Origin of the sequence: Mycolicibacter arupensis (assembly GCF_002086515.1) — a bacterium.
GTDB lineage: Bacteria > Actinomycetota > Actinomycetes > Mycobacteriales > Mycobacteriaceae > Mycobacterium > Mycobacterium arupense.
On the sequence record NZ_MVHH01000049.1, the window covers coordinates 1 to 19,133 of the forward strand.

The 19,133-nt window shown below is 62.5% G+C and carries 10 protein-coding genes and 1 pseudogene; 6 read left to right on the forward strand and 5 right to left on the reverse strand.

The features are described 5' to 3' along the window. Positions 1-79: 79 nt before the first annotated feature. Positions 80-358: pseudogene (locus BST15_RS17455) on the forward strand (type ISP restriction/modification enzyme); the annotation flags it as partial. A 517-nt stretch (positions 359-875) separates the two neighbouring features. Here the strand turns inward: BST15_RS17455 and BST15_RS17460 are convergent. The 4 genes from BST15_RS17460 to BST15_RS17475 all read right to left on the reverse strand — a co-directional run bounded on the left by BST15_RS17460 (position 876) and on the right by BST15_RS17475 (position 7,757). Then, entirely contained in the window at positions 876-1,460 is a 585-nt protein-coding gene (locus BST15_RS17460) for a hypothetical protein (RefSeq protein WP_131701183.1), read from the reverse strand. A gap of 364 nt (positions 1,461-1,824) precedes the next feature. Next, the gene (locus tag BST15_RS17465) at positions 1,825-2,421 is read right to left on the reverse strand and encodes a hypothetical protein (protein WP_046188574.1); all 597 of its coding nucleotides are present in this window, start codon (positions 2,419-2,421) and stop codon (positions 1,825-1,827) included. A 546-nt stretch (positions 2,422-2,967) separates the two neighbouring features. Continuing rightward, the gene (locus BST15_RS17470) at positions 2,968-4,278 is read right to left on the reverse strand and encodes a phospholipase D-like domain-containing protein (RefSeq protein ID WP_052751397.1); all 1,311 of its coding nucleotides are present in this window, start codon (positions 4,276-4,278) and stop codon (positions 2,968-2,970) included. Positions 4,279-4,346: 68 nt separating this feature from the next. Beyond that, positions 4,347-7,757: a serine/threonine-protein kinase gene (locus BST15_RS17475; RefSeq protein ID WP_046188576.1), complete on the reverse strand. Its 3,411-nt coding sequence runs from the start codon at positions 7,755-7,757 to the stop codon at positions 4,347-4,349. Between the two features lie 268 nt (positions 7,758-8,025). Here BST15_RS17475 and BST15_RS21835 point away from each other — a divergent pair, with 268 nt between their 5' ends. Then, a complete protein-coding gene (locus BST15_RS21835) occupies positions 8,026-9,702 on the forward strand; it encodes a hypothetical protein (protein ID WP_125079731.1) in 1,677 nt (558 codons plus the stop codon). A 596-nt stretch (positions 9,703-10,298) separates the two neighbouring features. Here BST15_RS21835 and BST15_RS17490 read toward each other — a convergent pair. After that, entirely contained in the window at positions 10,299-11,042 is a 744-nt protein-coding gene (locus BST15_RS17490; protein WP_046189997.1) for a TetR/AcrR family transcriptional regulator, read from the reverse strand. A 209-nt stretch (positions 11,043-11,251) separates the two neighbouring features. Between BST15_RS17490 and BST15_RS17495 the strand changes: the two genes are divergently transcribed. The 4 genes from BST15_RS17495 (at position 11,252) to BST15_RS17510 (ending at position 19,079) form a co-directional block, all read left to right on the forward strand. Beyond that, positions 11,252-11,686, forward strand: a complete 435-nt coding sequence (locus BST15_RS17495; protein ID WP_046189984.1) for a DUF6188 family protein — start codon at positions 11,252-11,254, stop codon at positions 11,684-11,686. 110 nt (positions 11,687-11,796) lie between these two features. Beyond that, positions 11,797-14,970, forward strand: coding sequence for an MMPL/RND family transporter (locus BST15_RS17500; protein WP_188108924.1), 3,174 nt, complete (start codon positions 11,797-11,799; stop codon positions 14,968-14,970). A gap of 853 nt (positions 14,971-15,823) precedes the next feature. Beyond that, a complete protein-coding gene (locus tag BST15_RS17505) occupies positions 15,824-16,765 on the forward strand; it encodes a hypothetical protein (protein ID WP_234708308.1) in 942 nt (313 codons plus the stop codon). 142 nt (positions 16,766-16,907) lie between these two features. Continuing rightward, positions 16,908-19,079 carry a heavy metal translocating P-type ATPase gene (locus BST15_RS17510; RefSeq protein ID WP_083071083.1) on the forward strand — a complete coding sequence of 724 codons (2,172 nt, stop codon included), beginning with the start codon at positions 16,908-16,910 and terminating at the stop codon, positions 19,077-19,079. The last annotated feature ends 54 nt before the right edge of the window (positions 19,080-19,133 follow it).

The window sequence follows — 19,133 nt, forward strand, 5'->3', positions numbered from 1 at the left end:
GTCACGGGCAACAGGACTCTAAAACAGGATGGCCCCGTTCATTGGGGACATGCCACTTGCACCGCGTGACGGCACGCAGTTCGCGACCCTCGCGACAGACCTGCTACCTGACCTATCGTTCTTCACGTACACGGCGCAGTTCTTCCCTCGATGGACCTACAAGAAGGTCGAATCCACGGACGGTGAACTGGCGCTCCACAACAGCAGTGGCGACGTCGACGAGTACGGCTACCGCCGCGTCGACAACATCACCGACGGCATCCTGGCTCTCTACCGCGAGGCCATCGGCGACCAGGTGACCAAGGACGACATCTTCTACTACGTCTACGGCCTGCTGCACGATCCGGCCTACCGGACGGGGGTCTGCTGCACGGATTGGTGACATCTTCACCTGATTGTGCAGCGGAGCCCCGTTCCTGCAGCCCGGGGGAACTCCGTGCCGCGTGCGATCAGTCGGCACTAGCGACAGACTGTAGGTGGATAGAGGTGCCAAGCGCCGTCAGCGAGGAACGTAGACACATGACCCACAATGAAACGAACATCTCAGAAAGTGGGCCATTATGGCCCGATATCACCGAACTGTTCCAGGGGCCCGAAGATCGGGCATGGGCTGCCGACCGAGACCGCTTAGTGCACGACGTGGGTGACCCGTGGAGCAGACATGATGGCAAACCCAACGGCCCCGACGACAGGTGAATACCGGTCGGAATGACGCCGTTGCTCAGGTCTAAGTTTCGGCGGGTCGTCGAGGGCTGCCGGCGCGATGCGCCCGAGAGGGCCGACGGAGTGGCATATTTGGTCATTATCGGCGCGGAGGACGACCCGGCCGGGGCGCACTGCAGGCACCAGACGATCGAGTAGGAGTCTCGTGGGCGTCAGAGTCGAAGCCTGTCCAACATGGCGCTGCTCGGACTCTTTTGCGTCCGCCAGGGCTGAGGATAGGAGTCGGGATGGCGCAGCACCCGTGCGTATTGTGCCTTCAAACTCGCCAGCAGCATCGGGCGAAGATCGCCGTCATCCGGCGCCACCGACAAAGCGCATAGAAGAACTTCAACGGCGGTGTCGTAGTCATCGTATTTGATCGCGGAATAAACCGTCCGAGACTTCCAGATCAACGGTGGCCATCCCTCTGCTGTGCCCGAATAAGCTTTCGAACCCGCAGGAGACGCGATGGGTTTCGCTTCCGCCACCAGTTCCTCCGGCAAACCGGCATACCGAGGGGGTTGCATCATCTCGACTTCGGAATCGCCTGCAATCCAACAAAGCTCAGACCCCGAGGTAAGTACGCCACGCATGTCGCACTCAGCGAAGACGTCGTCGCTCGGTTCGAGGCCCGTCCATGCCGTAACAGTTGTACCCAATAGCTCTGATTCTTTGATGTCCGTGTTCTCACTGGTCGGGAGGAGGTTGACGTGCAGCAGCTTTACGCGGGAGAAAGCGGGGGTCCGGTCCAGTCGCAACGGGGTCTCCTTGAAATGAACTTCATGGCAGGCAGAGCCAACGAACGGCGACGCTAGCAGGAGGCGCAGACCGAACCCCAACTGGCCGCACCGTCAACACATGCTCAGTGTGATCGCCGACTACCTGCGGAACCGGTACCTCATCAGCGCATTCTCGGGCTGGCCGAGGAGATGACGACACGAGGTGAGACAACCAGCATCGCCGCAGTTCAGCGCATCGTCGTATGACACGGAGCCGGCAACCCTACACTAGTATTACCCCGGCATTGCTCGTAGCCTTGTTCGCGGTGGGCGTCGATAAGTTGTTGGCATGTCGGCAGATAACGACGTCGCCCCGGCGGTGAAGTCCCGGCCGACCAGGTCATCATGCGCCGGCGGACCTACAGGGGTACGGACCCTCCCTGCCGAGGGCACCTATCAGAGTTTTGATTCGCAGGAGCGAAATTAGGCCGCCGAGAAATATGATGGCCAGCAAGAAGTGCGTCGTAGCACCGAAAATGAATGCAGGGCTGCACTTTGGAACAGTCGCTAGCGAAGCTAGGGCTACAGCGATCGACGCTAGGCCGATGGCAAAGAAGGCCGCTAGGTTCGCGGCGGCGAGGCACCGGGGTTGTCTGGAAACGCGCGAAACTCGATCGCCGGCGTCTGAGCCGAGCTGGTTCTTTTGCGGATCGGAAAGTCTTTCTTCGCCGTGTAGTAGTTTCTGCTCCAGAATGCGGATGGAATTCACCCTCACGGATGCCAGCACCAAAAGCTGCACCTGGTAACACAATAAACCCCAGAGCGGGATTCCGATGAATGCCAGTGCCCACGCGTTTTTGATAAAGTTTGAGCCGAGCGCAGCGAACACGAGAGCTCCGTACGTGGTGATCACGTAGAGGAGATTCATGTTGGCTTGGTAGATGGCGGAGCCATCAGCGCGGTCCGCCAGATAGATCGTCGAGATCGGGTCGTCGGCCATTGTGTGGAGCGTTAGCCTCTCTGGCAGCGATCGCCGCCACCGGAAACGTTCTGAAAAATTTTCTGCGCCAGCCCACCTGGCGATGAGGGTACTGCAATGTTGCGGTCGCGCCAGGGATGCGCTCGATATCACCGCACAAGTTCTTGCCAGTCGTCCTCGACATACTCAAGGAGATGCGGGTCTGGTTTGGTCGTCGACACGACGCCGGACACGAGCCGCTCGACAGCGCCGACACCGCGGACGCCCAACACGATTGGTTATTACCGGTGGCCACTGCTGTACGAGGGTTGCCGTAACGGGCGTGGGTTTCCCGCGACTGCGTGGTTCTCGCCAGGGATCCGTGTTGCCGTGCGAGATCGACAGTTTCTTCTTAGCCAGCCGTTGCACTCGCTCCCTCTGGACTCACCCGTCGAATAAGGTGCTGTCGCCCGGCCGGCTCCAGCGGTGATCCGCCGCCTAACTTGGTGAAGGCCGCGAAGGCGTCGTAGCGATAGCGGCTGTCGGCGTTGCGCAAATGCCGTAGGACTGGCCCCGACAAGGCGAGGCTCAGGTTAGCGCGCGGGGGTCAACCCCATCGACGTTGAGGACATCGATGTACCGCGCGAAGGCCTTGTCGACCTCGCTTTTGATCTGGACGAGCGTGCCTTCTTCCATGCGGTAGGTCCGGTTCGGATCGCCTTTGAATGAGAGCCAGTTGAAGCTGGTCGTGATCCACTGGTCGTCGAAGATCAGGATCTTGGCGTGGGTGTTCTGCAGGCGGACGATCCGCAGCTTGTCGTATCGAGCCGCCAGGTTGTTGAGCCTGCGAAGCGCAAAGTCATCCGATCCGCTGTCATCTGGCCCGTATCCGTGACCGATATGCACTTCAACGCCTGCTCGAAGCCGTCGCTCAAGGGCAGCAACGAAATCTGTGTTGACCACCCCGCCCTTGACCCAAGGTGCGATGATCAGCAGTCGCTTCTTGGTGCCGTTGAGCGCCTTAGTGAGCAGCTGCGGGTGCTCATGGACGTCGACACTGCGCACCGCAATGTCCTCGATGCGTTGCGGAATCTCGACGGATTCGTCGCCGTCTCGGATCCTCAACTCGCCAGCGGCCCTGAGGATCTCGACCTGATCGCCCGTCACCCGCTGGTCCTCGAGCTCGGGGGCTAGAGTCGGACGAGGCTCCGAGCGTGCTACAACGATCCCAAGTTTGACGACGGCATCCGTGGCCGCAAGTTCCAGTCCATGGTTCGGCTGAAGGTCTCCATCAACGCATAGCCCCAGTTCCACCTCGCCGGAGTCAGGATCGCCATAGATCAGCAGTTGGGCCGGCATATACAGGTGTAGGTTCTGTGCCGCGATCTTTCGAACGCGCAGGACCTCCACTTTCCGCGTCCGGTCGTCGCGTGACTCGACCAGCTCGTTGAAGCGTTGCACGGCAAGGTCGTCTAGGTTGACGCGCGAGCTCTTCTTGGCCGGCAGAAGCACGAGGCCAGCTTCCAATGCGTCCCGCTTCTTGAGCAGGCTGGAACGCGTGTAGTCCTCGGCGTTCCAGACGAGCCGATCGAACGGCACGTTGAGTTGAGTCAAGATTGGCTGTACCGCTTCGGCATTGCGCGCGGCTTCTAGCCCCAGCGTCGTCAGGCCAAGTTGTCCGCTCCAAGCCTTGGTGAGGTTGTTTGAGCTGATCTGGTCGGCGACTGTGGTAACGACCTGGCTGCGCTGTAAGCCAAGGAGTGCAGCGATCTCATCAATCTCACGAACCCCGGCGTGCACGAACCGCAGAATGAATTCTTCCAGCAGGGGGAGCGGCTTGCGTTCTTGAGCCAACACGTCCACGCGGAGCATCGTGACCGGTAGGGCGGCATCGACCACCCTAATCAGCTGGAGACCCGGCCTGTGGTCGCCGAACCGGCGCCGAATCATTTCGGCCGACGTAAGACTCATCGCTCCGCCGTCCGCAGTTCGCAGTCGTCCGGATGTGTCTCGACATAGGTCAGGACCTTCTTCAAGGCACCGGTTGTACCTCTGACGAAGCCAGCGTCGCCGACGATGGTGAGGCCGAATCGAGCTCGGGAGAGCGCAACGTTGATTCGTCGCCAGTAGTCGGGGCCGATGAAGCCGAGTTCAGCCCTGGAGTTGCTGCGCGTCACAGAGAAGAAGGCGACATCCGACTCACGCCCCTGCACGGCATCGACGCTCATAACCGTGATCGACAGGTGCCGCAATCGGTTACCAAGGGGAGCAAGCTGCTGTTTTAGGTCGGCGACTTGCGCAACGTATGGCGCGATCACAAGGACATCTAGCCGTTCACGGTTCCTCGGCAGGCCGACGACCTGCTTGTCGATGGATCCGTTCAGCACCGTCAGTCGATCGACGACGATGCGAGCCTCGGCACGGTTCGCGAAGCTCTTGCCCCTGCCCTGGGGAGCTGCTTCTCGGCGAGCCTCGCCGTGTGCCGACGTATCGAGCCACAGTACGGGCTTGCCGTAACCCAGAGAATAGCCGTCGAGCCCGCCGTCATTGGGGGAGCGCAACTGCTCTTTGTAGAAGCAGGTCGAGATCATGTCACCGATCGGGCGGATCATCCGGTACTGCTGATTAAGCATCACCTGGGAGTGTTCCGGCAATCGGTCCGTCAGTCTTTGGAAGAGCGTTTGTTTGACATATTCGGGCAGAAGCTGGTGGTCATTCATCAGATCCTTGTTTCGCAGCAGGTCTTCGTCGACTGGCGGCAGCTGGTTTGTGTCACCGACGACGACCCAGCGCTTGGCTCGGGAAATCGGCACCAAGGCTTCGGTGAGGGTTGCTCGAGACGCCTCATCGACGATGCACAGGTCGATGTCGAGATGCCGCACGGCGGGATGCCTGAGGTATCCGACACAGGTTCCAGCGATAACGCTCGTCTGGTCGAGGAACGTGTTTGCGAGGCCAGGATCCGAGGCGATCCGCTGCAGCCATTCGCCCTGCAACTGGAGCCGGGTTAGTAGCTGCTGCGCCTCGCTGCTTCCACCTATGAGGGCATCTACAGCAGTCATAGTGTCCTCTGCAGTCATCTCGACTGACAGAGTCAGGTCGCTGCCCAGCTCGGATTGCGCCTCGGCTAGTAACTCATCTCGGAGGTCAGCCAGCGCGTCGACCCTGTCTTGCACCGATGTTGTGGAGGTTGGCTCTGACAGGGATGTTGCCAACTCCGACCGCTGATCTTCCTCGTCATCTGGACGCGCGGCCTGGAGGTGGTCGAGTTGTGCCAGGGCGGCGGACAACTGCTGTAGCGCCAATGCGGCTCGCAGATGTGACGGTGGCAACCCCGCTTCAGTGGCACGTGCTCCGAGGTGACTCTCCGCGTTCTTGCGCACTGCTCGTGCCCAACGCTTCATCTGAGCATCGAGCAGAAAGTGCCGCACTGATTCATCGACGCGATTCGGGTCAGCGCTTGCGAGCCTGACCATGCTGGCTTGACCGCCGTCGGCAAGTCGCTGCAGTGCGTTATCCACGGCGACGTTCGTCTGCGAGGCGATGAGCACCCGTGCCTCGGCGTTTACCCGCAGTGTCTGCTCAACGAGCTCAGCGATGAAGCTCGTCTTGCCTGTACCCGGTGGTCCTTGGACAACGAAGATGTCAGGCGATCCCATCGCTGTCTCGATGGCCTGGCGCTTGCGTTCGTCCAGATTGCGGTTCCAGATTTGGATCGGAGCCGACTTGGGCTCCGTGTTGCGGCCGGGATCGAGCAGCAGCTCCCGTAGGTCCGAGCGGGCTGACTTGTCGCGCTGAACGTCGTCGACGGCCCTACGCTGCCGGTTCAGAGCCGCTTCGTCGGGGCCAAGGTGCGGATCGAGGACGGCCCGGTCGGGAAGTCCCTCCCACCTCCGAGCACTCAGGATGACAACTCGGTCGGCCTCGTGATCGATGACTTCGCCCCATCCGAGCTTTCGGTCGGTCACCAAATCTCGAACGCGCCATTCTGTGCCGACTAGATCGTGATCTACCGCGGTTTCTAGAATGAACGTGGCCTCGCGGCCCCGTGCCTGCCACTTTTTGTAGGGAAGTGGCTTCTTCTCTCCGCGGGCAAGCTCTTCGCGGGCATTCAGTACTCGACGCCAGATGTCGAATAGTTCGTCGCCGTCTCGCTCCCCTCCGTCAGTTGGGTCCGCGTGATCCCGAGCGGCGTAGAAGGCATCGACGGTGTCGATCAAGGTGGCGATGCCGGTCCTGGCTAGAACAGGATTGGCCGGCTGGCTAAACATCCAGTCGAAGATTTTCGGCACCAGAAGTGCTCGGCGCCTGTGATTTTCAAGTCGCTCGAAGTCCAACTCTGCCGCTTTGATGATCACAGCGCCGCTCTCGTCGGACTTCAAAGTGAAGCTCCAAGCCTCGCCGTCGATGCGGATGCTGTCACGCTGGGGTTCGCCCGACTCCTGGTCGTTGAAGAAGGAGGCGTAGACATCCCCCGACAGGTCGGCGTTTGCCTTGCCGATCGCCTCCTGTCGTGCGTCATCGCTACCCGCCAGCGCTCTGACCGCCGATTTCGTAAGACGCAGCCAGACGGGATTTCGCGCGAGCTGCTGTTGCGCCCGTCTGCGCTGTTGGATGGCCTTTAAGCCGCCTAGGAGGTCGCCGGCGTTCTTAGGCCGGGCGTCAGGCTGCGTGGCGATGCACGAGCCCAGCAGATGCCGAACATCAGGAGGAACGGGGATTGTCTCCAATGCCCGTTCGACACCTGCGAGGTCCTTAAGTTGCTCCTGGGTCATGCATTGAATGAGGAGAACACCCATTGAGTAGACGTCTCGCACGTACTGGATATCTGCGTTGAGTTCCGGCGGTGCGTACGGCTTCGAATGCCAGGCTGCGACGGTATGCGAAGTTGCTGGTGCCTCGCCCCGGATCTTCGCGATTCCGAAGTCTGCGAGCAGTGGAACGCCGGAGTCTGAGACAAGGACGTTCTGCGGCTTGATGTCTCGGTGCTCTATCTGCTTCAGATGGGTGTAGGCGAGCGCATCCACCAACGGCAGCGCTATCTCGGTAGCCAGACGATCCCACGAGTCCCAAGGCCCGGATGCCTTCAGAACATCGTCGAGGTTCCGCTCGACCCAGTCCAGGACGAGGACGTAGGTGGCGGTCTCGTCTATGCCGGACCAGCGGCAGCGCACGATGTTCGGGTGCGAAAGGTTCTTGAGCGTCGTCGCTTCGTTATTGAAGACCTTCCGGGTCACATCGTCGGACTGACCGGAGAGCAGTTTAACTGCAACAAATGATTCGTCGCGATCATCAATCGCCTTGCGAACGACGGAGAAGGTCCCGCTACGGCGCTCGACCTTCAGAAGCATGTAGTGGTCGGCAATGACGTCGGGCATGCCCAGACCTCCTCTTGTTGTCGACGCTGACTGACGGGAGATCCCTATCGAAACATGGCCGTCGGACACGAAGGCGTCTACCCCGAGTCCGGTGGACTCGCCCGGTGCTCGACGCTCGACTTGGTCGCCGGACTGCGACGGCTACAGATTCAACAACGAACCTGGGCGGACTCCAGGCAACTCTGCGATCCTTTCGGCGGACGAGACGCGCGCGGCGGTCCGCGCGCCTGGGGGATTGCTGTCGCCATGCGTACTTAACATCGTCATCATGACCGGAGAGGGCGATTGGCCCGAAGAGAAGACAGCCGGCGAAGAGCCGCGACAATCCGCTGCGGCGAACCCAAGTCGTAAGCCCGCTCGCGACGAGCGCGACCGAAGTCTTGAACGCATCGAGAAAGTTCTCTATGGGGTGCGACGTACGCGATCAGCCAAGCTGGCGCCTGATCGGTTCCTGACGCCGATCGACTACCTCATCAACCTAAATATGCAGTACCGCGCCCACCGCAGGGCGCTAGCCGGCTTCCGATGGGGCGATGAGGATGAGTGCACCGTTCCACCCACTGACCATGTTCGAATCCCGTCGCTGTTCGTCGTCGAACTCTTCCCACCGAGTGTTAAGGAAAATCTGGACCAAGCAATAAATCGAAACCGCTGGGATACAAAGCAATTACGAATGCTCGGCCGCCGCTATATGCCTACTCCCGACGAGGCTAGATCGGGAGCCCGCTGGACGTGGTGGAACCTCGGCGAGGTTGTACGTCGCGGTAGCAATGCCATCGGCCATGATGCCGTCCGTCGAAAGATGCCCAAAGAGTTCGATCGAGTCGAACTCAAAGCTCTTCAGATCGGCCAAGGGATCACGGCTGTCATGGCGAAGTTCGATCTTGATGACGACGCGATATCTCGGCTCGATGAGGCTTGGCACCGGGATTACCAGCCTGAAATGTATTGGGGTAAGCGGGGTGGGGAGTGGCCACGACCCTTGGACCCCGATTTTGTGGCGTTCCGAAGGGTGCAAGAGGAACGAGGTCGCCTGCATGGTGCTGCACGGCAATGGTTTTCCGCTAAGTGGCCCGGGTTTTTTGCAACAAATGGACAGCCGCAGCCTTTACTGGATGTCGTCCTGTTCGATGAGATAAGTGCCTACCCCGAGACGCGTCCAGCGAGAGGGGTTGATGGAGCTGTTCGCGCCCTCGGGCTTCCGCATACGGTCTACGTTCAGAGGTCGAGCAAGCTCCCGGCAATGACCATCGGGGAGCGGGATATACGAACTGACTCGGACATGGAGGATCGCCGAACGTGGGCGATTTGGGGCAACCGAACCGAGATCCTCGCCGGCCTCACGAAGGAGCTTACGTCCTATGGGCTTGGCCAGAATGACAGTTCGATCGCTTACTACGTCCGAGGCGCGGTTGAGGACTATTTTTTACGGTTGTCCATAAGCGAAATGCTGGAAGTGTGTCAGGGGCGGTACGCATCGATGCGAGACGCTGCCCGCCAACACGGCCAGCTGGGCCGCCTACGAGCTAGCTTGCTGACCCTCAGCGTCGACATGAGCAGCATTGACCGAGACATTCGGGCATACAACGGACGCGGCTGGCGGCGAGACCCGGCACAGTTCTTCTTCGAAGAAGCGCCGTTTCTCGTCGCCGAAGGCGTCGAACGCGGCCGTGAGATACGTGAGCCGATCAACATGAATGAGCACCTACTGAATGAACAGATGGGAATGCTCGAAACGCTGCTGGCCGCAGACGAGGATTATCGCGGCATTTTGACTGCGGCAGCGTCTCTGACGTCGTCGCTGGAGTCCCTTCGGGTGGCCAAAACGGCTGTATGGGTGGCGATCTCCTCGCTGGGCGTTGCCGCGGCTACTTTGCTGATTACGAATGTGTCAGACGACAACCTGTTTGGCGTCCTTGCGCGTTGGCTTGGCCGGCTTCACTGATTGGGACGGAGCCGCCAGCGCCATCATCACCCGGACGGTCGCCTCAGAGGTGCTGCCGGCTCGGGGCGACCAGATACCTGGCGGTCACGTGACGAAACGATGTGCGCGTCGCCGGTTGCCGGCGCACCGGGTCATCTCTGCATAAGCCGCAGATCGTAGATGTCCGTTGGCATCTGACGTGGGGCATTGTCACGGCATCTGAGGTATCGGCGTGTCTTTGCCAATCTATCTGGGGTACTGCCCGTAGCCTCGACTCAGTGTGCGCTGCAACGGTGGCGGCATGGCCGCAGGTCACTCGACCTGGCGGACCCGGGCATACCCCCAACCGCCCAGCACACCGTTCCGACACGTCGGACAGCCGATCTCGCCGGCCAAAAGCCGGGACTCGACGCAGGCCAAATCAACCTCTACCGTCACCATCAGTGCCTGCGAGCACTACAGCGCGGCACCCAGCGAGCCGACAAAGACTTTAGCGGGGTGTCGCGCACCCATCAGTTACCTCGTCACACTGATGGTGAACACGAGCCCAAGCAACCGGCAGATCCGGCCGACCGGCCTATCGGCAACCCCAGTGGCGAATCCCCACCCCGTGGTCGTCACCCAGAGAGACGGTCAACATCCGTTCTCGCTTGACCTGAGGCACTGTTTGCTGCCTGACCAGCGGTTGAATTATCGCCGGCCGGTGTGGTTGCGGGTTCCCTGTCCTTGTGTCGGTGGGAGGCGAGGAAGTCGTCGACGATGCGTGTGCAGTCGTGGGCAGTCATGGTGCGCAGGCCGGTCATCCGCGCGAAGGCGAATGGCCCGATGAGTTGGCACAGTACGAGTTCGACGTCGAAGTCGCCGAGTTCAGCGCGGGCTTCGGCGCTTTGCAGTATGGCGTCGAAGGGTTGTCGGTATTGGTCAATGACTCGTGCGCGCAGGGCCCTAGGGGCGTGCTCGGTACTGGCGTGATCGGTGGTTGCGGTGGGGCCCAGGGCGAGCCAGGCCAGCGCGGTGACGTGCAGCGGGGCGTCGTCGAATAAGGCGGCCTGGCGGGTGAGCAGTTCGATGAGCCGTTCGCGCAGCGTTCCACTGGCGGGTGCAGGCGGGGTGACTTGGGGCAGTAGCCGCTCGAAGGTCGCTGCAAGCAGCTGCGACGAGCTGTTGAAATGACGGTAGAGGGTGGTGCGAGCCACCTTGGAGGCTTTGGTGACCGCATCAATGGTGACGGCCTCAACGCCGCCGCTGGTGAGCAGTGCGGCCGCTGCGTCCAGTAGGCGATTGCGAGACCGGATCCGGCGGGGGTCGATGTCGTCATCGTCCTTGCTGTCATCGTGGCCGAACTGCAACCGGCTGCTCACCTCGCTCACCTCGCTGCTTCCGGGTTTTTGGCCGGCGTTGCGCGCTTGGGCCGATTATGGCACCAACGGTAGCCCAGCGAAACGGTTCGTCGCTGGCAGTGCCATCGTGTTCCGGATTGGCTCCGTGACACCCAGTGATTGCTACCGCTAGTAGTGTAGCGCTACCAATAGTACCATTTGTGCATCGCTCGACGGTTGATGGAGGCGCCATGTACACCCAATGGATCCAAGCGTGCACTGTGCAGCGGGTGTCGCTGCGTGGCGGGCTGATGTTGGGCTTCGATGACGGCAATGAGGTGGTCATCTACAGTCCGCTGCTGCTTACGTTGCCCGCTGTCGGTGACTTTCCGATCGAGGCAGTGTTCATCGACCCCGCCCGGGTCGCGACTCATGAGATCCCACTGCTGGACTTCGCCGGCGCGGTGTGCACGCAGGCATGGTGCGGTGATGGCGGTGCGCTGCACCTTGGCTTTTCGAGCGGACACGGCATCGACGTTGACGCCCATCCGGAGGTCACCGCCTGGGAGTTGTACGGCCGGCACCATGGCTACATGGCGTGCCTGCCGCAAGGGCGGGTCCGGGTGGTCCGCTATGACGTCCCCGAGGCCTACGACTCCGAGGTAGATCTCGCCGCACGTCGTTAATGGTTCATTCCGCAATGGCCTACGCCGGGCCGCGCGTGGGGCCCGGAATAGCACCCGTTTCGACCACTGTGGCACTATGAGTAGCGTAGCGATATCGAAAGTTTCGTTTGATGGGGGGTGGGGTGATCGACGGCGATCGGGACTTCTCGGGTACCACAGCGACACTGCCGAAACGGACTGGCGGTTCGGCCCCTGCGGCCGCTTCCAGCGAGTACAGCGTGCGATTGGCCGCCCTGGCCGGGTTCACGGTGCGACACAAGGCGCTGGTGATGGGGGCATGGGTCGGCGTTGCGCTCGTGCTGGCGCTGCTGTTTCCTCAGCTGGAGACGGTGGTGCGGCAGCAGTCGGTAAATCTGCTCCCCGGCGATGTCCCGTCGTTTCAAACGGTGGACCGCATGAGCGCGGCGTTCAGCGAACAGGGTTCCAAAACGATGGTGTTCGTGGCGATGGAAGACCCCGCCGGGTTAACCCCCGCGGTGCGGCAGCACTACGAGCAGCTCGTGGCGCGGCTCAGCGCCAACACCGATCACGTCCTGCTGGTTGAAGACTTGCTGGCCGACCCTGTCACCGCGGCCCACGCGGTCAGCAACGATCACCAAGCTTGGTATCTGCCGGTGGGTGTGGCTGGCACCCTGGGTGACCCCACCGCGGCCGCCTCCGTGCAGGCGGTGCGCGATATCGCCGCTGGGGTGTTCGCCGGCACGTCGACCACAGCGTATGTGACGGGGCCGACGGCGACCTTCAGTGACATGATCGCCTCTGCCGAGCATGACCTGCTGCTGATTTCGATCGCGACTGCCGGCTTGATCGCGCTGATCCTGCTGATCGTGTACCGGTCGGTATTCACCGCGCTGCTGCCGCTGCTGGTGATCGCAGTGAGCCTGGCCGTTGGGCGCGGTGTGCTATCGGTACTGGGCGAGCTGGGCATGCCTGTCTCGCAGTTCACCGTGGCGTTTATGACCGCGATCCTGCTGGGTGCAGGCACCGATTACACCGTATTCTTGATCAGCCGCTATCACGAGCAGCGGCGCACACACGTGCCCGCCGACCAGGCCGTTATCCACGCTACCGCCAGCATCGGTCGGGTGATCCTGGCCTCGGCGGCCACCGTCGCGTTCGCGTTTTTGGCTATGGTGTTCGCCCGCCTGAGTGTGTTCGCCGCGCTCGGCCCTTCGTGTGCGGTCGCAGTGCTGATCGGATTCGCAGCCACCGTCACACTGCTGCCGCCGGTGCTGGCGCTCGCGTCCAAACACGGCATCGGCGAACCCAAATCCGATCGCACCCGCCGGTACTGGAACAGCGTCGCGGTCGCGGTGGTCCGGCGCCCCGGCCGGTTATTGATCACCAGCCTGGTCATATTACTGCCCTTGGCAGGAGTCGCAGCGACAATGAAAATCAGCTACGACGACCGCAAAGGCCAGCCCGCCAGCACCGCGAGCAACCAGGGCTACCAGCTGCTGGACCACCACTTCGGCAAAGATATCGTCATCCCTGAATTCCTGGTGGTGGAAAGCCCCACCGACATGCGCACCGGTAAGGGGCTGGCAGACCTCGACGAAATGGCCTCCCGCATCTCCCAGATCCCCGGCGTCACCAAAGTCTCCGGGATCACCCGGCCCACCGGAGAGCGCCTCGAACAGGCCCGACTCTCGTGGCAGAACGGCCAGATCGGTGACAAGTTGGCTGGCGCCGTCGCCGACGGCAACGAACGCAAGGACGACCTCACCAAGCTCACCGACGGCGCCGACCAACTCGCCAGCGGGCTCGCACAGCTTGACACCACCCTGCGCAGGGCTTTGACACCACTGACCGGGATACTGGCTCAAGCTCAGTCCGCGGGCGCTCAGGCCCAGCAGTTCCGACCGTTGCTCCAACAGCTTTCAGCGACCGCCCCGGCCATCGACCACGCAATCCAATCCGGCCCCGGGCTGCGACCTTTGGCGGAACAAGCCCAAAGCGCCATCACAATCCTCGACCCCCTCGCCGCCGCCCTCAACACCTCCCCGTGGTGCCTCACCACGCCGCAATGCGCCCAGATCCGTGATCAGGTTCAGATTCTGGTGAGCTTGCGCGACAGCGGATTCTTCACCGAGGTCGCCGACCTCGGTGACCACTACAACCCCACCAGCAACGCCACCGTGGCTGGCGCCCTCACCGATGTCCAAAACGCGGTGACCGGCCTGGACAAGGCCTTCGGAGCCCTCGGTGATCCCACTGATCTGGCCGGCAACATAGGTCGACTCCAAGACGGCATCAGTCGACTCGCCTCGGGCGCCCAAGCACTGGCAACCGGCGTGCACACCTTGGCCGACAGCAACATCGAACTGCTGTCCGGGATGAGCCAGATCGCCACCCAACTGCAGAACTCGGCTCGCGCCAGCGCCTCCTCAGACTCTGCCAGCGGCTTCTACCTGCCCGCCAACGTCTTCGAGAACCGCCGATTCGCCGATGTGGCGAAACAATTCCTGTCAGCCGACGGCAAAGCCGCACGCTTCGCCATCGAATCGACACCCGACCCCTACAGTGGCGCAGCAATCCGCCTGGCGCACGAGATCGTCGACGTTGCCAACGCGGCGCGCCCCAACACATCACTGGCAGACGTCACCGTCTCGGTTGCCGGGTTCCCCGCCGTCAACTCCGACATCCAACGGCTGCTGCGGGCGGACTTCGCCCAACTGGCCATCGCCACCCTGCTCATTGTCGGCCTCATCCTCGTGGTGTTGCTGCGCGCCGTGCTGGCCCCGCTGTACCTGCTGGGCACCGTCGTGTTGAACTACCTGGCCTCACTCGGCATCGGCGTCCTGATCTTCCAATGGGGACTCAACTACGAAATCGCCTGGCCGGTGCCGCTGTTGGCATTCATCATCCTGGTAGCAGTCGGCGCCGACTACAACATGCTGCTCGTCTCACGGCTGCGCGAAGAATCCGGACCCAACATCCGCGTCGGCGTACTACGCACCGTCGCCAACACCGGCTCCGTCATCACCTCAGCCGGCCTGATCTTCGCCGCCAGCATGTTCGGCCTCACCACCGGCTCGATCGCCATCATGATCCAGGCCGGCCTCATCATCGGCTGTGGGCTCCTCCTCGACACCTTCCTGGTGCGCACCCTCACCGTCCCCGCCATCGCCACACTGCTGCGCGAAGCCAGCTGGTGGCCCAACGTGCGGCACCGTCATCGCGGCCGACGGACCCGACAAGTTGCTGATCGTAGATCCACTAGCGAATCGGCCAGGCATGGTCAGGATGGTCAGGGCGTACCGGGAAGCGGTGAACGAGGCTGATGGGACCGAGCCGACGGCACGAGCGCGGGCTCGTGTCTCATGCTTCGGGTCCCAGCCGGAGCCAAGCAGTGTTCCTTCTGGCCGACAGCCCGGGCCCGCGCTCGTTCCCCGCCACGAAAGTCCACTTACCCCAGTTCAAATGGCAAACCATCCGCTGCCGATTGTCACTTGATCTGAGGCACCGCAGGTCAGCGTCCCCGACCTGCCTCAGATAGATCGACAACGGACAGTAGAACGGCCGAAGAAATGACACGAACTTGAGACAAACCCAGATGACAACACGTGAGACAACCTGCATCGCCGCAGCTCAGAGCGACACCGTATGACGCGCAGCATGAGAACCTACAAATGTGTAGGGTCTCACGCTCCGTGTCATTTTCTCAACGGTGGTGTCATGTCCTTGTCATGTGTCTCACGAACGTGTCATGCGGGTAGACGCATATTTCGGAGTGTTCGCCGACGGGACCGGGGTAAAGGGAATCCCAACTCCAATTCGGGTCGACCCGGCACCGCAGTCACTGACCAGAACTCCCGAATCAGACAGAGCCACAGCCCATTTGCTCACACTGTCGCGATCGCCGGCTAGCACCAGCGCCTTGAGTCCGAATCGGGTGCGCACGACCTGGGCGATGTCGGTGAACGCGACCGGGCCGCTAGGGGCACTTAGGGTAGGGTACCCTATATACGTACCTATACGGGTATACCGCATATGTTCTGTTCACAGTTGGCGTGCGCTCGCTCAAGGCGCACGCACATACTTAGCAAGGGAGATGTCGTGTCATTAGTTCTTGGATCCGCTCCGACCGGATCCGGCGCCGCCAGCACGAGCCGATTCGCGGCAGCAGGTGTCGCCTTGGTAGGAACCGGCCTGATTCTCGCCAATCCGGCCGTACCCGTTCCGTCCGATATTCAGCACAGATATGTTCACCTGACCGCTGGCGCCGACGACTTCATGGGCTGGTCCTCGGTATTCGAGCGGGCGGGGGACAACCTCGACGCATTGCTCAGCAACTCCAACATCCCCACGCTGCTGGAGCAGATCGGCGGCAACCTGAAGGACTACGGCCAGCTGATCATCGGCATGGAAAACGTCCCGCTCGACGCGAGAATCGTCGATGGAGAACCCATGACCAGGTTCGTCACCTCGGGGTTTGCAGGTATCGGCGATGCGTTGCAGAAGATGATATTTGGAGTTGAAAGCGACCCCTTCAAGTACCCGGGGCTGGAAACTCTGTTCGAACGCATGGCCGACTACGCCGCGGACGGCAACGCATTCGGGGTCTTCAACGACCTCAACCTCTGGACGCTCTACGGACTCGAGGACATCGGGAAGGCCATGGCTCCCGTGCTTTCCATTCCCGCCCGGATGCTGGAGAACCTCTCGAGCGCCGTTTCCGAGTTTGTCGGACCCCTCGACGCGTGGTCCTTCATAAAGGAATTCAGCGGGACTCAGATGGAACCGCTGATCGGGGTCTTTTACCAGCTGGCGAACACCATCACACAGGCTGTCGGCGGAGACCTGAATGCGCTGCTCAGCGCCCCCGCCGATCTCATGAACGCCCTGATCAATGGGTGGGAGGTCCCCGACACCCCAAACGTGTTCGTTGGGCTGCTCAATGACGGAAGCCTCTTGGACGCGCTGCTGGTGGACTGGCCGGCACGGCTGGCCGAAGCGCTTACGGTGGGCACGGCGGATCTGCCGACCAACGCGGCCAGCGCCGCAGCGGACGCCGTCGACCCCGGCGCCTTCCTGGACCTGTTCGGGTCCGGGGACGTGCTGAGCGGTCTCTTCTAGCGCTGGACGGCGGGCGGGACGGACTGCGACCGGTTCGTCCCGCCTCGCCGCGCCGAGGCAGACCGGCGCGCGCCCACCAGAGGGAGTGCGGCATCCACTGACGGCTTGCCATGAATACCCCATACGGGTATATGTTGGCGGTATGACTGCTCACCACGAACACGGTCACGCCATGCTGATGGACGCCGACGCCCCACCTCACGCCGACCACGCTGGACATGGTCACGGGGATCATGCCGCGCAGTTCCGGCGACTGTTCTGGGTGATGCTGGTACTCGCGATCCCAACCGTTGCACTGTCTGGCATGTTCGCGATGATCGTCGGCTACACGATTCCGGCGTTCCCTGGCGTGGCTTGGGCGGCACCCATACTCGGCACGATCATGTACTTCTGGGGCGGCGCGCCCTTTTTAACGGGCGCGGTCAGCGAGATCCGTTCGCGGGCACCGGGAATGCTGCTGCTGATCGGATTGGCGATCACGGTGGCGTTTGTGGCGTCGTGGGGCGCCAGCCTCGGCGTGCTGAGTCGCCAGTTGGAGTTCTGGTGGGAACTGGCGCTGTTGATCGTGATCATGCTGCTCGGTCATTGGCTGGAGATGCGGTCCCTGGCGCAGACGACGTCGGCGCTGGACTCATTGGCGGCATTGTTGCCCGATGAAGCCGAGCGCGTCGAGGGTGACACGGTGGTCACTGTCGCGCCGGCCGACCTGCGGGTGGGTGATCTAGTGGTGGTGCGTCCGGGCGGTACCGTCCCGGCTGATGGCGCCGTGGTCGAGGGCGTCGCCGAAGTTGACGAGTCCATGGTCACCGGTGAATCGCGCCCGGTGCGCCGCTCAGCTGGGGATCCCGTGGTTGCCGGCACGGTCGCCACAGACTCCGGGTTGCGTGTCGAGATCACCGCGGTCGGTGACCAGACGGCGTTGGCCGGGATTCAGCGGCTGGTCATGCAGGCGCAGAACTCGTCGTCACGGGCGCAGCGGCTCGCCGATGTCGCCGCCGCGTGGTTGTTCTGGTTCGCGTTGGGTGCGGCGGTCATCACTGCGGTGGTGTGGGGTTTGCTGGGTTATCCGGATCAGGCGGTGACCCGGGTGATCACCGTGTTGGTGATTGCCTGCCCGCACGCGCTGGGGCTGGCCATCCCGTTGGTGGTGTCCATTGCCACCGAGCGGGCCGCCCGCGGCGGCGTGCTCATCAAGGACCGGCTGGCGCTGGAAAGTATGCGCACGGTCAACGTGGTGCTGTTCGACAAGACCGGCACCTTGACCAAGGGTGAGCCGGCGGTGACCGACGTCATCGCCCAAGCCGGTGCCCCTGACTTTTCCGAAGACCAGGTGCTGGCCCTGGCGGCCGCCGCCGAATCTGATAGCGAGCACCCGCTGGCTCGCGCGATCGTGGACGCCGCCCGCTGGCGCGAGCTGTCGGTGCCCAAGGCGAGTGGCTTCGCGTCGTCGCCGGCCATCGGGGTGACCGCCACGGTCGGCGGGCGGGTCGTGCACGTCGGTGGCCCCTCGATGCTGGCCGAGCAGCACCTCGACGAATTGCCGCAGGTGCAGCCGTGGCGCGACGCGGGCGCGATCATCTTGCACGTGGTAGCCGACGGCGCGGTGATCGGGGCGTTGAAGCTGGCCGATGCGGTGCGCGAGGAGTCCGTGCAGGCCGTCAACGCCCTACACCGGCTCGGTATCCGCGTCGCGATGGTCACCGGCGACGCCGAAGCGGTCGCGCACGCGGTGGCCAATGAGCTGGGCATCGACCGGGTGTTCGCCGGAGTGCGCCCCGAGGACAAAGCGGGAAAGGTGACCGAGCTGCAGCGCGAGGGCTTCAAGGTGGCCATGGTCGGTGACGGTGTCAACGACGCGCCCGCGCTGGCGCAAGCCGACGTGGGCATCGCGATCGGCGCCGGTACCGATGTCGCGATCGCCTCCGCGGGCGTCATCTTGGCCAGCTCGGATCCGCGATCGGTGCTCTCGGTCATTGAACTGTCCAAGGCGACCTACCGCAAGATGACCCAGAATCTATGGTGGGCAGGCGGCTACAACCTCGTCGCGGTCCCACTGGCCGCCGGTGTGCTGGCCCCGGTGGGCTTCGTGTTGCCCATGTCGGTGGGCGCGGTCCTGATGTCGCTGTCGACCATTGTCGTCGCGCTCAACGCCCAGCTGCTGCGCCGCCTAGACCTGCGCCCGGACGTCAGTGTTGCTGCGCTGCCTTCCCCGAGCGTTGGCCAAACAAATCAAGCACATGGCCGCGGTGGTGGCGAGCATCAGCAGTCGGCTGACGCGGGGCAGGGAGGCCGGTTGTACGGCCACGACGCGTGAGCCAGCAGCTGACGAGCAGAAGGCACTGCCGGACACGCCGCCGTGACAGCAGCG

Coding starts and splice junctions, on each gene's coding strand:
- BST15_RS17495 (WP_046189984.1), top strand. CDS start 11,252: ATGTACACCCAATGGATCCAAGCGTGCACTGTGCAGCGGGTGTCGCTG.
- BST15_RS17510 (WP_083071083.1), top strand. CDS start 16,908: ATGACTGCTCACCACGAACACGGTCACGCCATGCTGATGGACGCCGAC.
- BST15_RS17465 (WP_046188574.1), bottom strand. CDS start 2,421: ATGGCCGACGACCCGATCTCGACGATCTATCTGGCGGACCGCGCTGAT.
- BST15_RS21835 (WP_125079731.1), top strand. CDS start 8,026: ATGACCGGAGAGGGCGATTGGCCCGAAGAGAAGACAGCCGGCGAAGAG.
- BST15_RS17475 (WP_046188576.1), bottom strand. CDS start 7,757: ATGCCCGACGTCATTGCCGACCACTACATGCTTCTGAAGGTCGAGCGC.
- BST15_RS17500 (WP_188108924.1), top strand. CDS start 11,797: ATGGGGGGTGGGGTGATCGACGGCGATCGGGACTTCTCGGGTACCACA.